The sequence below is a fragment of the Leisingera sp. CC-HEC093 genome, assembly GCF_059429195.1.
Map to the genome: position 1 here is coordinate 2,821,482 of NZ_JCAIJR010000001.1, position 17,637 is coordinate 2,839,118.

General features: G+C 65.0%; 18 protein-coding genes. 13 read left to right on the top strand and 5 right to left on the bottom strand.

Features of this window, described 5'->3' with window-relative positions; all coding sequences use genetic code 11:
• Positions 1-34: 34 nt before the first annotated feature.
• The 7 genes from nthA (at position 35) to AC5STB_RS13820 (ending at position 4,790) form a co-directional block, all read left to right on the top strand.
• Positions 35-649: a nitrile hydratase subunit alpha gene (gene nthA, locus AC5STB_RS13790; RefSeq protein ID WP_495443385.1), complete on the top strand. Its 615-nt coding sequence runs from the start codon at positions 35-37 to the stop codon at positions 647-649.
• Positions 646-1,323, top strand: coding sequence for a nitrile hydratase subunit beta (gene nthB, locus AC5STB_RS13795; RefSeq protein ID WP_495443386.1), 678 nt, complete (start codon positions 646-648; stop codon positions 1,321-1,323). The genes nthA and nthB overlap by 4 nt, the downstream gene beginning before the upstream one ends.
• Positions 1,320-1,652: a nitrile hydratase accessory protein gene (locus AC5STB_RS13800; protein WP_495443387.1), complete on the top strand. Its 333-nt coding sequence runs from the start codon at positions 1,320-1,322 to the stop codon at positions 1,650-1,652. The genes nthB and AC5STB_RS13800 overlap by 4 nt, the downstream gene beginning before the upstream one ends.
• Before the next feature lie 515 nt (positions 1,653-2,167).
• On the top strand, positions 2,168-2,419 hold the full coding sequence (locus AC5STB_RS13805; RefSeq protein ID WP_495443388.1) for a hypothetical protein: 252 nt from the start codon (positions 2,168-2,170) through the stop codon (positions 2,417-2,419).
• Positions 2,420-2,422: 3 nt separating this feature from the next.
• Positions 2,423-3,034, top strand: coding sequence for a delta-class carbonic anhydrase (locus tag AC5STB_RS13810; protein WP_495444604.1), 612 nt, complete (start codon positions 2,423-2,425; stop codon positions 3,032-3,034).
• A gap of 206 nt (positions 3,035-3,240) precedes the next feature.
• A complete protein-coding gene (locus tag AC5STB_RS13815; RefSeq protein ID WP_495443389.1) occupies positions 3,241-4,554 on the top strand; it encodes an adenylosuccinate synthase in 1,314 nt (437 codons plus the stop codon).
• Entirely contained in the window at positions 4,554-4,790 is a 237-nt protein-coding gene (locus tag AC5STB_RS13820; protein ID WP_495443390.1) for a DUF2842 domain-containing protein, read from the top strand. The genes AC5STB_RS13815 and AC5STB_RS13820 overlap by 1 nt, the downstream gene beginning before the upstream one ends.
• Positions 4,791-4,990: 200 nt before the next feature.
• Here the strand turns inward: AC5STB_RS13820 and AC5STB_RS13825 are convergent, their stop codons facing one another.
• Entirely contained in the window at positions 4,991-7,270 is a 2,280-nt protein-coding gene (locus tag AC5STB_RS13825; RefSeq protein WP_495443391.1) for a chemotaxis protein CheA, read from the bottom strand.
• 119 nt (positions 7,271-7,389) lie between these two features.
• Between AC5STB_RS13825 and AC5STB_RS13830 the strand changes: the two genes are divergently transcribed.
• The gene (locus AC5STB_RS13830; RefSeq protein WP_495443392.1) at positions 7,390-8,055 is read left to right on the top strand and encodes a thiamine diphosphokinase; all 666 of its coding nucleotides are present in this window, start codon (positions 7,390-7,392) and stop codon (positions 8,053-8,055) included.
• A gap of 28 nt (positions 8,056-8,083) precedes the next feature.
• Here AC5STB_RS13830 and AC5STB_RS13835 read toward each other — a convergent pair whose 3' ends face one another.
• The 3 genes from AC5STB_RS13835 to AC5STB_RS13845 form a co-directional block, all read right to left on the bottom strand.
• Positions 8,084-8,998, bottom strand: coding sequence for a DMT family transporter (locus AC5STB_RS13835; protein WP_495443393.1), 915 nt, complete (start codon positions 8,996-8,998; stop codon positions 8,084-8,086).
• A gap of 197 nt (positions 8,999-9,195) precedes the next feature.
• Entirely contained in the window at positions 9,196-10,569 is a 1,374-nt protein-coding gene (locus tag AC5STB_RS13840; RefSeq protein WP_495443394.1) for an L-serine ammonia-lyase, read from the bottom strand.
• Positions 10,569-11,276: a glutathione S-transferase family protein gene (locus tag AC5STB_RS13845; RefSeq protein WP_495443395.1), complete on the bottom strand. Its 708-nt coding sequence runs from the start codon at positions 11,274-11,276 to the stop codon at positions 10,569-10,571. The genes AC5STB_RS13840 and AC5STB_RS13845 overlap by 1 nt, the downstream gene beginning before the upstream one ends.
• A 226-nt stretch (positions 11,277-11,502) precedes the next feature.
• Between AC5STB_RS13845 and AC5STB_RS13850 the strand changes: the two genes are divergently transcribed.
• On the top strand, positions 11,503-12,120 hold the full coding sequence (locus AC5STB_RS13850; RefSeq protein ID WP_495443396.1) for a GNAT family N-acetyltransferase: 618 nt from the start codon (positions 11,503-11,505) through the stop codon (positions 12,118-12,120).
• A 126-nt stretch (positions 12,121-12,246) separates the two neighbouring features.
• Here the strand turns inward: AC5STB_RS13850 and AC5STB_RS13855 are convergent, their stop codons facing one another.
• Entirely contained in the window at positions 12,247-13,023 is a 777-nt protein-coding gene (locus AC5STB_RS13855; RefSeq protein ID WP_495443397.1) for a methyltransferase domain-containing protein, read from the bottom strand.
• 144 nt (positions 13,024-13,167) lie between these two features.
• Here AC5STB_RS13855 and rpiA point away from each other — a divergent pair, with 144 nt between their 5' ends.
• The 4 genes from rpiA (at position 13,168) to hflC (ending at position 17,631) form a co-directional block, all read left to right on the top strand.
• Complete coding sequence (gene rpiA, locus AC5STB_RS13860; RefSeq protein WP_495443398.1) at positions 13,168-13,956, top strand: ribose-5-phosphate isomerase RpiA; 789 nt, start codon at positions 13,168-13,170, stop codon at positions 13,954-13,956.
• A 199-nt stretch (positions 13,957-14,155) separates the two neighbouring features.
• Positions 14,156-15,511, top strand: coding sequence for a glutathione-disulfide reductase (gene gor / locus AC5STB_RS13865; RefSeq protein WP_495443399.1), 1,356 nt, complete (start codon positions 14,156-14,158; stop codon positions 15,509-15,511).
• A gap of 81 nt (positions 15,512-15,592) precedes the next feature.
• Positions 15,593-16,750: an FtsH protease activity modulator HflK gene (gene hflK, locus AC5STB_RS13870; protein WP_495443400.1), complete on the top strand. Its 1,158-nt coding sequence runs from the start codon at positions 15,593-15,595 to the stop codon at positions 16,748-16,750.
• Positions 16,750-17,631 carry a protease modulator HflC gene (gene hflC, locus AC5STB_RS13875; RefSeq protein ID WP_495443401.1) on the top strand — a complete coding sequence of 294 codons (882 nt, stop codon included), beginning with the start codon at positions 16,750-16,752 and terminating at the stop codon, positions 17,629-17,631. Before hflK ends, hflC begins: the two co-directional genes overlap by 1 nt.
• Positions 17,632-17,637 lie beyond the last annotated feature (6 nt).

Consider the following 17,637-nt stretch of genomic DNA (forward strand, 5'->3'; position numbering starts at 1 on the left):
GGACAGGGCCGTCCGCAGCGGCGCAGCATGGGGCATGCCACATGATCATTCCGACCACCCGCACGCCCTGCTGCCGCCCGATCCTGCCCTGCGGGTGAAGGCGCTGGAGACGATTCTCACTGAAAAAGGCCTGATCGATCCCGACGCGCTGGAAGAGATCATCGACACCTATCAGAACAAGATCGGCCCGCAGAACGGCGCAAGGGTGGTGGCCAAGGCGTGGCGCGATCCGGCGTTCAAGGCGGCGCTGCTGGCGGATGCCGGTCCGGTGCTGGCGGAGCTGGGGTATTACGGCCGCCAGGGCGAGCATATGGTGGTGGTGGAGAACACAGCCCAGCAGCACAATATGGTCGTCTGCACCCTGTGCAGCTGCTACCCATGGCCGCTGCTGGGCATTCCGCCGGGCTGGTATAAATCCGATGCCTACCGCGCCCGCGCGGTGCGTGAGCCGCGCAAGGTGCTGGCGGAGTTCGGCGTCACCTTGCCGGAGGAGACCGCGGTGCGGGTCTGGGATTCGACTGCCGAGGTCCGCTATCTGGTGCTGCCTATGCGGCCTGAAGGTGCTGAGGGGCTGAGCGAGGACGACTTGGCGGCGCTGGTGACCCGCGACAGCATGATCGGGACCGGGCTGGCGAAGGTGCCGTCATGACCCGGGTGCATGACATGGGCGGGCGATTCGGCGACGGGCCGGTTGTGCCTGAGACCGAAGGCGCGCCGGTTTTTGCCGAGGACTGGCACGCAAGAGCGCTGGCGGTGACGCTGGCCTGTGGCGCGCTGGGGCAGTGGAACATCGACACGTCGCGCCATGCGCGGGAACGGCTGCCGCCCAAGGATTACACGCGGTTTTCCTACTATGAAAAGTGGATCTCGGCGCTGGCGGATCTTTTGGTGGAGAAGGGCGTGCTGACACGCGGCGACCTGGAGGGCAAAGGTGCTGCCGGGCTGCACGCGCTGGCGGAGCGGGCCTTGAAAGCAGAAAATGTGGCCGCCGCGCTGGCCAAGGGCGGGCCTGCGGACCGCGCTGGCGGACCGGCGCCGCGGTTTTCGCCCGGTCAGGCGGTGCGGACGCGAATCCCGGCAGATAACGCACTGGCGGATGGCGGCCACACGCGGCTGCCCGCATACGCCGCCGGGGCGCATGGTTATATCCTGCGGCTGCATGGCACCCATGTGTTTCCGGACAGAAATGCGCACGGCCTGGGCGAGGCGCCGGAGCCGCTCTATGCGGTGCGCTTCTTTGCCCGTGAGCTGTGGGCGCATCCCGAGCACCCGGAGGACGAGGTGGTGCTGGATCTTTGGCAAAGCTATCTGGAGCCGCTATGAGCGACTGTCCTGAGGTTGCAGCGCCGGAGCCTGTTTTTGCCGAACCCTGGCATGCGCAGGTCTTTGCCCTGACCGTGCATCTGAATGAGGGTGGGCGGTTCAGCTGGGGCGACTGGGTGGAGCGGTTTTCCGCAACGCTTAAGCGCCATGGCCTGAGCCGGGAGCTGGACGGCGGCGAGGATTACTTCCGCGCCTGGCTGGAAACGCTGGAGGCGGTTCTGGCCGAGGACGGCGCGGCGAGCCGTGTCGAGGCCGAAGTGATGCGCAGCCGCTGGGAGGAGGCGTATCTGAGCACGCCGCATGGTGCGCCGGTGCAGCTGCGGGGCTGAACGCGCGCAGGTTTGGCCGCCGGGGCCGTTCGGGGCCGGGGCGGTTTTTTCTTGCCGTGTCTGTTGTTTCTTTGCCGTTTAAGCGCGGTGTCCCGATTAAGGGGGCGGCGCCGCCGGGTGGAGGTGGACAGACCCCGCCGGGGGCCTGCTCGGACAGGATATCCTGGACGACCCCCTTTTTATCAGGGCCGGTCTCCGGGGTGTCGCGCAGGCAGCCGCACAGATGCCTGCGCCTCGTATCATGGCCCCGCGCGCGGGAACCATGGCGGGGGATCGCGATCAGTTGGAAGGATGGCATAGGGAAATGAGGATCGCATGAAGGGGGCGTACGGTGGGTGCGCAACACCTTTGGCGGGGTGGGGCCTGCCGTGGCGGGGCGGCGGAAACCCGCTCGCGCGCCAGTCTAAGCCTGCCGTTGATTCACGGGCCTGTTCTTGCAACTTAGAATGCCGGAACATTGAGAAACCTTTCCCTGCCCTGGCTATGGGGCAGGGTGCAAAACGAGGATTTGAGATATGATCAGAACATTTTACACGGCGGGCTTTATGGCCGCGGCCTGTGCGGCCCTCGCCGGCAATGCGGCTTTGGCGGGAGATACCGGGCATGCGGTTGCGGATGACGTGATCGCGCAGCAACGCGCGGCATTGGCTGCTGCCACTGCGGGCAAGGGCGCCGGTCCGCAATCGCCGCGTGACATTGATATGCCGGAGGGCAGCAATGACCGGGCTTTTGGCACCGCGCCTGCGGCGGCGGATATGACGCTTTGAGATATTCATTTCCATGAGAATGCCGAACACAAGGGCGGAGAGTTCACCACCTATGCCGGCAATGGCGACGGTCAGGGATATGGGACAGGGTTCCGCTATGATGGCAGCCTGAGCGATGCGGAGCTGACCCCGGTAGAGGGCGTCATCGGCGGCAGCGAACACGGGGACCTGGTGCCTGGGGACACGATTGAGATCCATTTTGTGTATTCGACTGCCAAGGCCGCATTGGGCCACAGCCTGAACACCTGCCTGACTGAGGCGATCAGCAACCCGCAGCTGCGGGTGGAGACGGTTGTGGCGGTGCTGGTGAATGATCCGAAGTCAGCGGATTTCACGGAGATGGCCCGCATCGAAGACGTCGGCGGACGGCATCAGGTTCCGAACCTGCCGGAAAATTTGGGCACGCCGGTGGTGTACAGCGGGTCGACCACAGGGCCGGGCTATAATGAGAAAGCCTCTCCGTTTCAGGTGACCTGGAGCGTGCGGCCGGAGGTCATGAAAATTGGTATCCAGTCCGTCGGCGCCTGGCTGGAGGACAATGTCTTTGAAGAAGATCACGCCCACGGCGTGCGCAATTTGGTGCGCAACCCGGATCTGCTTTCCGCCATCGACTGACGCCGTTGTTTCGCGGATCGAAGCACAAGGGAATCGCCCGGCAGTCCGGCCGGGCGGAGCCCGCCGGGCCTGTGGCAGGTGTTTTGCGCCGGGGAATGGCGGGAAAACCCTTTGTCTGCGGTCTGCGAAGGTGAAAAACCGGTTCCACTGCCTGCGCAGCATCGCTATATGAGCGTGGGTTTGAACCAGACTGTAAAGGACCGGATATGGCCAATGTCGTCGTAGTCGGCGCCCAGTGGGGCGACGAAGGGAAAGGCAAGATCGTGGATTGGCTGAGCGAGCGTGCAGACGTGATCGCCCGCTTCCAGGGCGGCCATAACGCCGGCCACACGCTGGTCATTGACGGCAAGGTCTACAAGCTGCATGCGCTGCCTTCGGGCGTGGTGCGCGGCGGCAAGCTGTCGGTCATCGGCAATGGCGTGGTGCTGGATCCCTGGCATCTGCTGAAGGAAATCGAAACGGTCCGCGAGCAGGGTGTGGAAATCACCCCCGAGACGCTGATGATCGCCGAGAACACGCCGCTGATCCTGCCGCTGCACGGCGAGCTGGACCGGGCGCGCGAGGAAGCGGCCTCCAAGGGCACCAAGATCGGCACCACCGGCCGCGGCATCGGCCCGGCCTATGAGGATAAGGTGGGCCGCCGTGCGGTCCGCGTGGCCGATCTGGCGGATGAGGCGACCCTGATTGCCCGCGTCGACCGGGCGCTGCAGCACCATGATCCGCTGCGCAAAGGCCTGGGCGTTGATCCCATCGACCGCGATGCGCTGATCGAGCAGCTGAAAGAGATTGCACCGAAGATCCTGCCCTATGCGGCGCCGGTCTGGAAGGTGCTGAACGAGAAGCGCAAGGCGGGCAAGCGGATCCTGTTCGAAGGTGCGCAGGGCGCGCTGCTGGACATTGATTTCGGCACTTATCCGTTTGTGACCTCTTCAAACGTGATTGCGGGCCAGGCGGCGACTGGCGTGGGCATCGGGCCGGGCTCGATCGATTATGTGCTGGGCATTGTGAAGGCCTATACCACCCGTGTGGGCGAAGGCCCGTTCCCGACCGAGCTGCTGGATGCGGAAGGCAAGCCCGATGCGGACGGTCAGCGCCTGGGAGAGCGCGGCCATGAGTTCGGCACCACCACCGGCCGCCAGCGCCGCTGCGGCTGGTTTGATGCGGCCCTGGTGCGCCAGACCTGTGCGACCTCCGGCATCAAGGGCATCTGCCTGACCAAGCTGGATGTGCTGGACGGGTTTGAGACGCTGAAGATCTGCACCGGTTATGAGCTGGACGGCGAACGCCTTGACTACCTGCCGACCGCCGCCGACCAGCAGGCCCGCTGCGTGCCCGTCTATGAGGAAATGCCGGGCTGGAGCGAGTCGACCGAAGGCGCGCGCAGCTGGAACGATCTGCCGGCCAATGCGATCAAATACGTGAAACGGGTGGAAGAGCTGATTGATTGCCCGGTCGCGCTGCTGTCCACCAGCCCGGAGCGGGACGACACCATCCTGGTGACCGACCCGTTCGCTGACTGATGGCGGAGGAAAACGGCCTGAGCTACAAGGCCCGGCGGCGCTGGGCCCTGATCATCCTGCTGGTCGGGATGCCGGTTTACATCGTGGCTGCGGTTACGGTGATGAACTGGCTGGACCGCCCGCCGCTGTGGCTGGAGCTGCTGGTCTATGCGGCGCTGGGGATCGCCTGGGTGCTGCCGTTCAAATTCGTGTTCCGCGGCGTCGGCAAGGAAGACCCGGACGCCGGCGAAGAGTGAGCGGGAAGGGCGCTGCCCTGCAGGCCTGATTTAGAAGTGGGGCGCTGCCCCGCAGGCCTGACTGGAAGAGGGGCGCTGCCCCTCTTGACCTGACGGTCAATTCACCCCGGAGTATTTCGGGAAAGATGAATGATGGGCCTTGGGCCTGAAGAAAAAAGGCGGCCTTGCGGGGCCGCCTTTTTTGTGCCGTCTGTCAGGGGTCAGCCCGCGGCGCGTTTGCCGGGCTTGAAGCCGATGTCGCCGGAGGCCGTGAACTGGCCGTTGCCGGAGCGTTCGATCTTGCCGTCGCGCAACAGCTGGCCGAAGGAGCGCAGCCCGTCCTCGCGGTTGAAGTCGCTGCTGCCGGCGCTGCGCACCTTGTTCATCAGCTGCGGGCGCGAGAAGTGGTCGCGGCCTTCCACAAAACTCATATAGGCCGCGGCGGCCTCCAGCAGCTCCTGCAGTTCGGCAGCGCCGCGCTCTTCGGCGTAGGCGGCAAAGCCGCTGCCGCCGGCATCCGCGTCCTCGTTCAGGAGCGCAGTTGACACCCGGCGCGGGCGCACCGGCTGGGCAGCGGCGGGGGCGCCGCCCTCGTCGATGCGCTGTTCGGCCACCAGTTTCAGCGGTGCCGGGCGCGCAGCCGGGGCGGCGGGGCGTTCGGCGGCACCCTGGCGGGCCTCGGGCCGGCGCGGGCGCACCACGCTGGCCAGGTCGTCGCGGTAGGGCTGGGCCTCGTCGCCGGCTGCCGCGCCGTCCGGGCCGTCAGCCTTAGTGGCGGCAACTGCGGCGCGCAGCTGGCTGTAGGCCTCGAGGGAGGAGGCGGTTTCCGGGTCTTCAAGCTTGGCATTCGCTGCGGCCATCAGGCGGCTGACGTCGCTGTCCGACAGGCCGGCTGCGGCGGGCTGCTCCGTGCCGGCATCTTCGGCTGCTGCGGCGGCGGGCTCTTGCGGCGGTTCCGACGCGGCGAGGAACTCTGCCTCGACCATCGCCAGTTCGTGCATCAGATCGGCTTCATCCTCGTCGGACAGAGTGTCCTGCGCGGCAGTCTCCTCTGCCGGTTCCGGGTGTGCGTCTTGCAGCCGGTCCCCGCCTGCGCTCTCCTCCTGCAGCTCACCCGCGGCAACCGCCTCTTCCAGGCGGGCGCGCTTGACCTTGATGACACGGACGCGGGCCGGGGCGGGGGCCTCTGCGGTGTCCTCGCGCGTTTCCGCGGCGTCCTCAGCGCTGCCGTCCGACAGCAGGTTTTCATTGCCGGCGCTCTCGTCCTCTGCCCCGGCGGCCTCGCCAGCGGCAGCGCTGCGCAGGTTCTCAAACAGGCTGTCTTCGAAGGCTTCTTCCGGGTCGCCGGAGAACGGTTCCTGCATGGCAGGCGCTTCGTCTTCGGGTTTCCGGGCGTCCGTATTCAGGTCCAGGCGGTCCAGCGCCTGGGCGATTGCGTCGTCGCCTTCGTCATCGAAGTCCGGCGCGCCGGCGGCGTCATCCTCCAGCAGCGCGCTGGAGATGTCGTCGGCGGCGCCGTCCAGCACGTCCTCGGCATGTTCGTCTTCGCTGAACTCCTCGGCGGGGGTCTGTGCGACCACGGCGCGGATGCGCTGCAGCTTGGCGGCGATGCTGTCGGCGGCGGCGGCCGGGGCAGCCGGGGCTTCGGCCTGTTCCGGTTCCGCGTCGTCGTGCAGCTCTTCCGTTTCGTCCGCTTCCGGTTCCGCTGCGGCTTGCAGATCGTCTGCCTGTGCTTCCGCTTCTGCCTCGGTGATCTCCAGCAGTTCAACTGCGGGTTCCGGCTCTTCTTCGCTTGCGGTTCCCAGCACAGCGGCGATGGTTTCTTCGGCTTCGGCTTCGGCTTCGGCTTCGGCTTCGGCTTCGGCTTCGGCTTCGGCTTCGGCTTCGGCTTCGGCTTCGGCTTCGGCTTCGGCTTCGGCTTCGGCTTCGGCTTCGGCTTCGGCTTCGGCTTCGGCTTCGACGATCTCCTCCGCTGCGGTCTCTTCCGCTTCGGCTTCGGCAATCTCCGCGGCTACCGCCTCCGCTTCGGTGATTTCCTCTGCGGCGGCCTGGGCGCCCTCTGCGACAGCTTCGGGCGCGGCGGTTTCAACCGCTGCTTCTTCCGCTGCGTCTTCGGTTTCGGCAGCCTGCTGCTCTGCGGGTGCGGGCTGGTCTGCAACCGGGGCTGCCGCAGGTGCAGGGGCCGGGGCTGCCGGTGCCGGAGCGGGGGCAGCGGCAAGCGCCGGGGTGGCGGCGCGCAGGTGGATGCCGCCCTCGCCGGTGCGGGCCTCAACCTGGCGGGCGATCTCGCGCTGGGCGATGCGCGCCAGCATGTCGGCGTCAGGCTGCGGCGGCTCTGCTCCGAAGTAGCGGTCATCGGCGGCGAGGTCGCGGAAATACTCGGCAATCGCCTTCATCGTGTCGAAGGAATCCTCAAACCCTTCCAATGTGCAGGAAAAGGTTCCATAGGATACGGTCAAGACTTTGTTGTTGTGTACCATCAGCTCGCTCGTCTTCGTCACATACGCTGTCATTCACCATAAAGGCTGGAAGGACCAATTTTGCTCGAATTCGTGCAATTGATCGTATCATTTTGTGTTCACAATGTGTCCTGTTTCCAAAATAGGCAGGAATGCGCCGCATGAATACTAAGATTGTAAACGTTTCGGAACCAATCACCCTGGTGGGCGGCGGCGAGATGGCGTCCGGCGCACTGGCGGAGGCGCTGGGACTGGCGCCGGTGCTGGTGGCCGCAGACGGCGGCGCGGCGGCGGCGCTGGCCGCCGGGCATGTGCCGCGGGCGGTGATTGGCGACTTCGACTCGCTGTCTGAGGATGTGCGGGCGCAGCTGCCGCCGGAGAGCCTGCATCCGGTGGCGGAGCAGGACAGCACCGATTTCGACAAGGCGCTGCGGGGGCTGGCGGCGCCGGCGGTGCTGGCGGTGGGGTTTCTGGGCGCGCGGGTGGATCACCAGCTGGCGGCCTTTGCCACGCTGGTGCAGGGTCATGATGTGCCGGTTGTGCTGGTGGGGGAGACGGAGGTGATCTTTCACCTGATCCATCCGGTCGACCTTCCGGCCCGCGCGGGCGATGTGATCTCGCTGTTTCCGATGCAGGAGGTGCAGGGGCGGTCCGAGGGGCTGGAGTGGCCCATCGACGGGTTGCGGATGTCGCCGATGGGGCGGATCGGCACCTCCAACCGGGCGACAGGTCCGGTGCTGCTGGTGCCGGAGGGGCCGGGGCTGCTGGCGATTGTGCCGCGGCGGCTGCTGGCGGATCTTCTGGCGGCGGTCCGGCTGGACCGTTAGGACTTCGGGCTGGTTTGGGGCCCGGGTTTCAGGCGGGATTGATGCGCTCTTCGGTTTCTTCAGGTTTGCGCTCGCGCAACACCGCATAGAGGCCGGCGCTGATGGTCAGCAGGATGCCGAAGGCCGCGAGGGTATTCGGCAGCTCTGCGAAAATCAGCCAGCCGAAGAACACCGCCACCGGGATTTCCAGGTATTGCATCGAGGCAAGGGTGGAGGTGGGTGCGAACCGCAGGCTCCAGGTCATCAGGAGGTGCGCAACAGTGCCAAGCGCGCCCGCTGCGGCCAGCAGGGTCCAGGTGTCCTGCGGCGGCGGGGCGGTGGAGAGGGCGGGCAGGCCAACGGCGTCGCCGATCAGGAACACCGGGGCCAGCAGCACGGTGCCCATGACACCGGCCACGGCCTGAACTGAGATGGGATCGGTTTCCTTGGCGATCTTGCGGGTGATCAGCATGAAGAGGGCAAAGATCACCGCCACCAAGAGCGGCCAGAGCGCGTTCCAGCCGACGGCGGCAAAGCTGGGCTGGATGACCAGCAGGGTGCCGGTGAAGCCGACGATGCAGGCGCCGAGGCGGCGCAGGCCGACCTGTTCCTTCAGCACGTATTTGCCCAGGAGCAGCATCAGAAAGGGCATCACAAAGGCAATTGCAACTGCGTCGGCCAGCGGCAGGTAGCGGAAGGCGGTGAACATGGCGGCGATGCCGCCCATCTGCAGAAGCGTGCGCAGGAACAAGAGCGGTGCCACCCGGCGCGACAGGCTGAGCGGCAGGCGCAGGGCCAGTGCCAGCGGCAGCAGGATCACGGCCTGGGCGGCAAAGCGGATGAAGACGATCTGGGCAACCGGCACCCGGTTGGTCAGCAGTTTGGCAATGGCGTCCCCAAGCGGGATCACCATGCAGAAGCCCAGCATCAAGGCGATGCCGAGGAGGGGCCGGTCCTGTGTCATGGCGCCACGCTAGGCCTGCATTGGCCTTCGTGCAAGCTGGAGTTGCGGGAGAAAGAGGAGCGCTGCGCCCTCTTCGGGCCGTGACGCGCAGCGGCACGGCCCGCGCCTGACCTTCCCCCCGGTCAGGCGCATACGCGCCTAACCAAGGTCAGCCACGGGCCTTATGTCTCGCTGGCCTAGCAGGAAAGCTGGGTTTCTCAGCAGTTCGGCACGTTCACGGCGAGGCCGCCGAGCGAGGTTTCCTTGTACTTGTCGTGCATGTCGGCGCCGGTCTGGCGCATGGTCTCGATGCAGGCGTCCAGCGGCACGAAGTGCTGGCCGTCGCCGCGCAGGGCGAGAGATGCGGCGGAGACCGCTTTGATCGCTGCGAGGCCGTTGCGTTCGATGCAAGGAACCTGCACCAGGCCCTTCACAGGATCGCAGGTCATGCCCAGATGATGCTCCAGCGCGATCTCGGCGGCGTTTTCCACCTGCTCGGGCGTGCCGCCCATCACCGCGCAGAGGCCTGCTGCGGACATCGCGGAGGCCGAGCCGACCTCAGCCTGGCAGCCGGCCTCGGCACCCGAAATGGACGCGTTGTATTTCACCAGGCCGGCAATTGCGGCGGCGGTCAGCAGGAAGTCCTCGACGTGGGCCTCGGACGCGCCCGGCACGTGGTCGAGGTAGTAGCGGATCACAGCCGGAAGGGTGCCTGCGGCGCCGTTGGTCGGCGCGGTCACGACCTGGCCGCCGGCCGCGTTTTCCTCGTTCACCGCCATCGCATAGACGCTCATCCAGTCGTTGATGGTGTGCGGCGCGGTGAGGTTCATGCCGCGTTCGGCCATCAGCGCGTCATGGATGCCCTTGGCGCGGCGGCGGACCTTCAATCCGCCGGGCAGGATGCCGTCGCGCTCCAGCCCGCGGTTGATGCAGTCGTTCATCACCTGCCAGATGCGGGCAGTGCCCTTGGAGAGGCTCTCGGTGCTGCCGCGGGAAATCTCGTTGGCGCGCTTCATCTCCGCAATCGACTTGCCGCTGGAATTGGCCATCTCCAGCATTTCCGCCGCGGATTTGAACGGGAAGGGGACCGGGTCGCCTTCATCGGTGGCCTTGCCTGCGGCCAGTTCCTCCTCGGTCACGACAAAGCCGCCGCCGATCGAGTAGAACACCTGTTTCAGGATCACGTCGCCCTGGGCGTCGGTGGCCATCAGGATCATGCCGTTGGCGTGGCCCGGCAGCGCGTGATCGTAGTCGAAGATCATGTCGGCCTTGGGGTCGAAGTGCAGCGCGCCCAGACCCTCGGGGTGCATGGTGCGGGTCTTGTCCAGCTCCGCCAGGAAGGCCTCGGCCTTGGCGTCATCATAGTCATGGGCAACAAAGCCGCCGAGGCCGAGGATGGTGGCGCGGTCGGTGGCGTGGCCGACGCCGGTGAAGGCGAGCGAGCCGTGCAGCGAGGCGCGCAGCCCGTGGAATTCAAACGGCGAGGCGCGCATCATGCCGAGGAACCGCGCGGCGGCGACCATCGGTCCCATGGTGTGGGAGGATGACGGGCCGATGCCCACTTTGAACATGTCGAAAACGGAGAGGAACATCAGGTGGCTGATCCTTCTGGGGGATTGGCGTAGGCCGGGAATGTGAACGGGGTGGCGCCGAGGCCCTCGGCCTCGCGGGCCGCTGCAACGGCGGGACGGCTTTCCAGCGAGGCGCACAGGCGCTGCAGGCTGGGGTAATGGGCCAGGGTGAACCAGGATTTGTCGGCCTGCGCGGGATACAGCGCCATCCAGCGCATCTGGCAGGCCAGGTAGTAGTCCAGCACCGACGGCTGCGGCGCGCCGAGCCAGCCGGGACGCTGGGCGGCGGCCTGATCCAGATTGGTCAGATGCTGGTGCAGCCGTTGGCGCAGCACGGTTTGCAGCTGCTGCTGATCGGCCTTTGCAGCGCCGATGTATTTGTCCGGGTAAAACAGCATCCGCAGATCAGCGTGCAGCGTGTTGGAGGCAAAGAACAGCCATTTCAGGAACGCCGCGCGGTCTGCGCCGCCGGGCTGCGGCGCCATCGCGGCGTGGCGTTCGGACAGCCACAAGAGGATGGCGGCGGTCTCGAACACCGCACCGTCGGGCGTTTCCAGCACCGGGATCAGCCCGCCGGGGTTCAGCGCCCGGTATTCCGCGCTGTTTTGCGCCTGAGCCTTGCGGTCGACCAGAACGGTCTCATACGGCTGGCCAAGCTCCTCCAGCACCAGCCGGATGACCAGCGAGGCGTTGTCGGGGGCGTAGTGCAGGCGGTATTCGGGTTTCATGACGCAACATTATAACTGGGACCGGCGGAATATGTGTCCGTTTCCGGCGTTTCCAATAGGAAACCCGCCTTTGTGATGTATGTTTGCCAGTCAGGCCCCTGAGCGGCGGAAAGAAGCCGTTCGGACCCAGCGCAGCGATAGGATGTTCAGAGCCCGACGCAGTCATCCATCGCTGCTTGAGCAGGACAATAAATTGCGCATTTGACAATAAGTATCTGCGGCCCACATGCTAAAATTTGAAAATCGAGGTGGAACGACCAAAGGTAATTTCATGTTTAGATCATCAACCCGAAGTGAGGCAGAAAGTTTGTTAAGCGGACTTGCTCTTGGATTTTCTGCCGACCCATTCATGCGTTGGCTGTATCCTGAGCCTGCCGATTTCCTTACCCACTTCCCGCGAGTAATGGACTTCTTTGGAGGGCGTGCATTTGAACAGGGTAGCGCGTTTCGAAACGATGATTTTACTGCTGGCGCACTTTGGCTTCCGCCAAGCATTCACCCTGACGAAGAACGGCTTGTCGCCTGTTTTGAGCAGACGGTCTCATCAGAAAAGCATGATGCGTTGTTCGAAACCTTTGGGCAGATGGACAATTATCATCCCGATGAGGACTGCTGGCATTTAGCTTTTATTGCGGTCGATCCAATTCGCCAAGGAAAAGGGGTGGGGTCCGCGTTGCTTGAATGCTGCCTCAAACGTTGTGACGAAGATGGAAGACCTGCTTACTTGGAGTCGACAAACCCTGCAAATCTATCGCTGTATAAGCGCTATGGTTTCCAAGAGATGGGTCTAATCAAGGCCGACCAAGCCCCACCCCTGTTTCCGATGTTTCGAGCCGCCCAATAGCGATAGATCAAACGGCCGCACCGTCCCGCACCGCAGGCGTTCAGGACAGCTGCAGCGAGCGGCCGGTGCGAGACAGAGCTGCTGGACGCGTGGGGCTAGCCGTTGTCCAGGGGGGGCGAATACCCGCTAATGCCGCCGGGCGGTGCAGACGAAGTGGGTGAGGGAGAAGAAGAACCGCCCCTCCTGCGCAAGTTCCTCCTGCTCTTGCGCCCAGGCGGCGGCGTCGTCTTCGTCGGCGGCTTCAGTCTGGACCGCATAGGCGCGGATCAGGCGGATCATCATCGCGGCCAGGCCGTCCGGGCGCAGGCTGGTGTCGCAGATGGTTACGGGGTGCATCGCTTCGAGCGCAAAGCCGCTGTCGCGCAGTTCTTCCGGCAGCCGGGCGGGCACGGTGCGGTCGGCCAGGTGGTTGTCCCAGATATCCAGGAAGCGCTGCATCCGGGCGCGGTTGTCGCTGTGCCAGGCGAAGGTGTCGAAATGGATGTCGCCGATCACCAGGCGGCCGTTTGGCTGCAGCACACGGTGCACGGCGCGCAGCACTGGGCGGCGGCTGGTGATGTATTCGAACACCTGCACCGAGACCGCCTTGTCGAAGCTTTCCGCCTCAAACGGCAGGGTTGCGGCGTCGCTTTCGGTCAGGGTGGTGTTGGCGCGCCCCTGCAGCCGCTGGCGGGCGGCGGCGAGCATGTCGGGGCTGGCGTCCAGCCCGGTGACATGACCCTGGGGGCCGACGGCGCGGGCCAATTCCAGCGTCAGCAGGCCGTTGCCGCAGCCGAGATCCAGGATACGGTCGCCCGGCACGGGTGCCAGTGCGTCGAAACTGGCGCGCCGCCGCCGTGTGATATCGCCGCCCTGGTAGCTGTCCTCCAGCACGCGGGTGGTTTCCTCGTCGAATTGCAGCATTTCTGTCCCTCCATCAGGGTTAGAGGACTAGGGCGAAATGGACGGCTTTCCAGCCGGGCGGCAGTTGGGGGTGCAAAAGTCCCCTCGCGTGGGGGCGGCTAACCGCCTATAACGGCGGGGAAAGCGTGATTATGGAGACCTGTGATGACCGGAGAACTGTCCCCCATCGATAAGGCGAAATTCGTCGCGGCCAAACGGGCGGCGGAGATGGTCGAGGACGGCATGCGGGTGGGCCTGGGCACCGGCTCCACCGCTGCCTGGCTGGTGCGCTGCCTGGGCGGGATGGTGCAAAAGGAGGGATTGCGGATCACCGCGGTGCCGACCTCCAGCCGCACCGCGGCGCTGGCGCGGGATGCGGGGATCCATGTGGTGCCGCTGGAAGAAGCCAAATGGCTGGACATTACCATCGACGGCGCCGACGAGGCGGACCCGGACCTGAACCTGATCAAGGGCGGCGGCGGTGCGCATCTGCAGGAGAAGATCGTCGCCACGGCATCGGATCAGATGGTGGTGATTGCCGATGCCAGCAAGATGGTGGAGACGCTGGGCGCCTTCCCGCTGCCGGTGGAGGTGCTGCCGTTCGGCTGGCAGAGCAGCCAGGCGCTGCTTGAGGAGACGCTGGTGTCGATGGATGTGATGGGCCGCACCTCCACCCTGCGGATGAACGGCGAGGTGCCGTTTGTGACGGACGAGGGAAACTATATCCTGGATCTGCATCTGAAGCGGATCGGCAATCCGCGGCAGCTGGCGCTGGTTCTGAACCAGATCCCCGGGGTGATCGAGAACGGGCTGTTCATCGACATCTGCGACACGGTGGTGATCGGCTATGGCGACGGGCGGGTCGAGGTGCGCGACATCAACGAGGGCACGGTTGAGAAGGACAAGCTGGAGTTTGTCGAGACCGACAACCTGTTCACCGATCTGATGGATTGAGGCCCGCGGTTCAGCTTTTGTCCCGCCCGGAGGGGTGGGCAATGCCCTCCGCATACTGTGTGGGGCCTTTCGCCTCACAACCCTGTGCAAATCCTCTGCAAAAGGTTGAATGCAGCGCAGGAACGCCCACTTCGGCATATGGCGTTTGGTGGTCCGTTATGGGATACACCTGATCAAGAAATGCAAAGGGCGGGACTTCATGAGCTTTGATTACGATCTGTTTGTCATCGGCGGCGGCTCCGGCGGGGTGCGGGCGGCGCGGGTTGCGGCGCAGGAAGGCGCCAAGGTGGCGCTGGCCGAAGAGGACCGCTATGGCGGCACCTGCGTGATCCGCGGCTGCGTGCCGAAGAAGCTGATGGTGTTCGCGTCCGAGTACTCCGCCATGGCCGAAGATGCCCGGGCCTATGGCTGGGACATCCAGGCCGGCGCCTTTGACTGGGATGCTTTCAAGGGCAAGCTGCATGGCGAGCTGGACCGGCTGGAAGGCATCTACCGCAACATTTTGAAGAACAACGGCGTTGAGAGCTTTGACCAGCGCGCCAAACTGGCCGATGCCCACACGGTGGAGCTGGCCGACGGCACCCGCAAGACCGCCAAGCACATCCTGATCGCCACCGGCGGCTGGCCGACAGTGCCGGAATTCCCGGGCTCGGAACTGGCGGTCACCTCGAACGAGATGTTCCATCTGGACAAGCTGCCGGAGACGCTGCTGATTGTTGGCGGCGGCTATATCGCCAGTGAATTTGCGGGCATCATGAATGGCTTGGGCGTCAAGACCACGCAGTTCTACCGCAGTGAGCAGATCCTGCGCGGCTTTGACGAGGAAGCACGCAATGTGATTGCCGAGGGCATGCGCGAAGCAGGGGTCGATCTGCGGGTCAATATCAATGTCACCGAAATGCGCCAGGACGGCGGCAAGATCCGGGTCACCGACACCAATGGCGAAGAGCAGCTGTTCGATAAGGTGATGTATGCCACTGGCCGGGCGCCGAATGCCGATAACCTCGGCTTGGAGGAAGTCGGCGTGGCGCGCGGCAAGAGCGGCGAGATCGTCGTGGACGCATACAGCCAGACCTCGGTGCCGTCGGTCTATGCCATCGGCGATGTGACTGACCGGGTGGCGCTGACGCCGGTGGCGATCCGCGAGGGCATGGCCTTTGTCGAGACCGTGTTCAAGGGCAACCCGACGAGCCCTGACCACGAGCTGATCCCGACGGCGATCTTCACCCAGCCGGAAATGGGCACGGTGGGCCTGAGCGAGGAAGACGCGGCGGCGCAGGAACCGGTTGAGGTTTATTCCACTTCCTTCAAGCCGATGCAGCAGAGCTTTGCGGGCCGCGCCCAGAAAGTGCTGATGAAGCTGATCGTTTCGAAGGCATCCCGCAAGGTGCTGGGCTGCCATATCGTCGCACCTGGTGCGGGCGAGATGATCCAGCTGGCCGGTATTGCCGTAAAAATGGGTGCAACCAAAGAAGATTTCGACCGTACGGTTGCGGTGCACCCGACAATGTCGGAAGAGTTGGTGACATTGAAAACTCCGGTGCGCTCGGCCTGAACGGGCAGACCGGCAAGAACAGAACACACATGCTGCTCTTTCCGAAGAGGGGAAGGGCGGCAGCAAACGGATAGGAGACAAATGGCGGGCAATAGCGGTGGCCCATGGGGGGGTGGTGGCTCCTCCGGCGGCGGAGGCGGCAACCGGGGCAACAATGGCGGCAACAATGGCGGCGGCGGCGGCCGCAAGCCGGAGGACCCCCAGATCCCCGAGATCGATGAACTGGTGAAAAAAGGCCAGGAGCAGCTGCGCGTCCTGATGGGCGGCCGCGGCGGTTCCGGCGGCGGCCGCGGCGGGCGCGGCGGACCGGGCGGCGGCGCACCGCTGTTCACCAAGGGCACCCTGGGGCTGGCGGTTATCGCCGGTGCGGTGCTGTGGGGCTTTGCCAGTATTTATACCGTCAAGCCGGAAGAGCAGTCGGTGGAATTGTTCCTGGGCGAATACTCCTCGACCGGCCAGCCGGGCCTGAACTTTGCGCCCTGGCCGCTGGTCACCAAGGAGGTGATCCCGGTGCGGGTGGAGCAGACCGAGAACATCGGTTCCGGCGCGCGCGGCTCCGATGCCGGGCTGATGCTGACCGGGGATGAAAATATCATCGACGTGGATTTCCAGGTTGTCTGGAACATCTCCGACCCGGCGCGTTACCTGTTCAACCTGCGCGACCCGCGGTCGACCATCAACGCGGTCTCGGAATCGGCGATGCGCGAGATCATCGCCCAGTCCGAGCTGGCGCCGATCCTGAACCGTGACCGCGGCGCCATTACCGCCCGTCTGGAAGAGCTGATCCAGGAGACATTGGACAGCTACGACAGCGGCGTGAATGTCGTCCGGGTGAACTTTGACGGTGCCGACCCGCCAGAGCCGGTGAAGGATGCCTTCCGCGAAGTGCAGTCCGCGGGCCAGGAACGCGACCGGCTGGAAAAACAGGCCGACGCCTATGCCAACCGCAAGCTGGCTGGCGCCCGCGGCCAGGCTGCGCAGACGCTGGAAGAGGCCGAGGCCTACCGGGCGCAGGTTGTGAACGAGGCTCAGGGTGAGGCGAGCCGCTTTTCCGCGGTTCTGGAGGAATACCAGAAAGCGCCGGAAGTGACCCGCAAACGCCTGTACCTGGAGACCATGGAAGAGGTTCTGAGCCGGGTCGACAAGATCATCCTGGATGACAATGCAGGCGGTGAAGGCCAGGGCGTCGTGCCGTACCTGCCGCTGAATGAACTGCGCAAGCCGCAGGAGGGCAACTGATGCGGAAATCTACTCTTCTTCTGCCCATTCTGGTGGTTCTGGGCATTGCAGCGCTGTCGGCGATCTTTATCGTGGACGAGCGTGAAAAGGCGCTGGTGCTGCGCTTTGGCCGGGTGGTCGATGTCAAGGAAACCCCGGGCCTCGCGTTCAAGCTGCCGGTCATCGACAACGTCGTGCGCTACGACGACCGCATCCTGAGCCTGGAAGTCGGCCCGCTGGAAGTTACCCCGCTGGATGACCGCCGCCTGATCGTGGATGCGTTCTCGCGCTACCGGATTGCCAATGTGGATACCTTCCGCCAGGCCGTCGGCGGCGGCGGCATTGGGGCTGCGGAACTGCGCTTGGACAAGATCATGCGGGCGCAGACCCGTGAGGTTCTGGGTTCGGTCAGCTCCAACGACATCCTGTCCTCGGACCGTTTTGCGCTGATGCTGCGGATCCGCAATGGCGCCATCACCCAGGCGCGCCAGCTGGGTCTTGAGGTGATCGACGTGCGGCTGAAGCGCACCGACCTGCCGCAGGCCAACCTGGAAGCCACCTTTGCCCGGATGCGTGCCGAGCGTGAACGGGAAGCGGCGGACGAGATCGCCCGCGGTGAAGAGGCGGCGCAGCGCGTCCGCGCCCAGGCCGACCGGACCGAGGTCGAACTGGTGTCGGAGGCCGAGCGCGAGGCTGAGGTGATCCGCGGTGAGTCGGACGCCGAGCGTAACGCGATCTTTGCGCGGGCGTATGGGGCTGACCCTGAGTTCTTTGAGTTCTACCGCTCGCTGAACGCCTATGCGAATTCGCTGCTGGCAGGGAATTCCTCGATGGTGCTGTCGCCGGACAACGAGTTCTTCAATTACCTGAAGTCCTCGGACGGCCAGTCGGGCCGCCAGTAAGGGGGG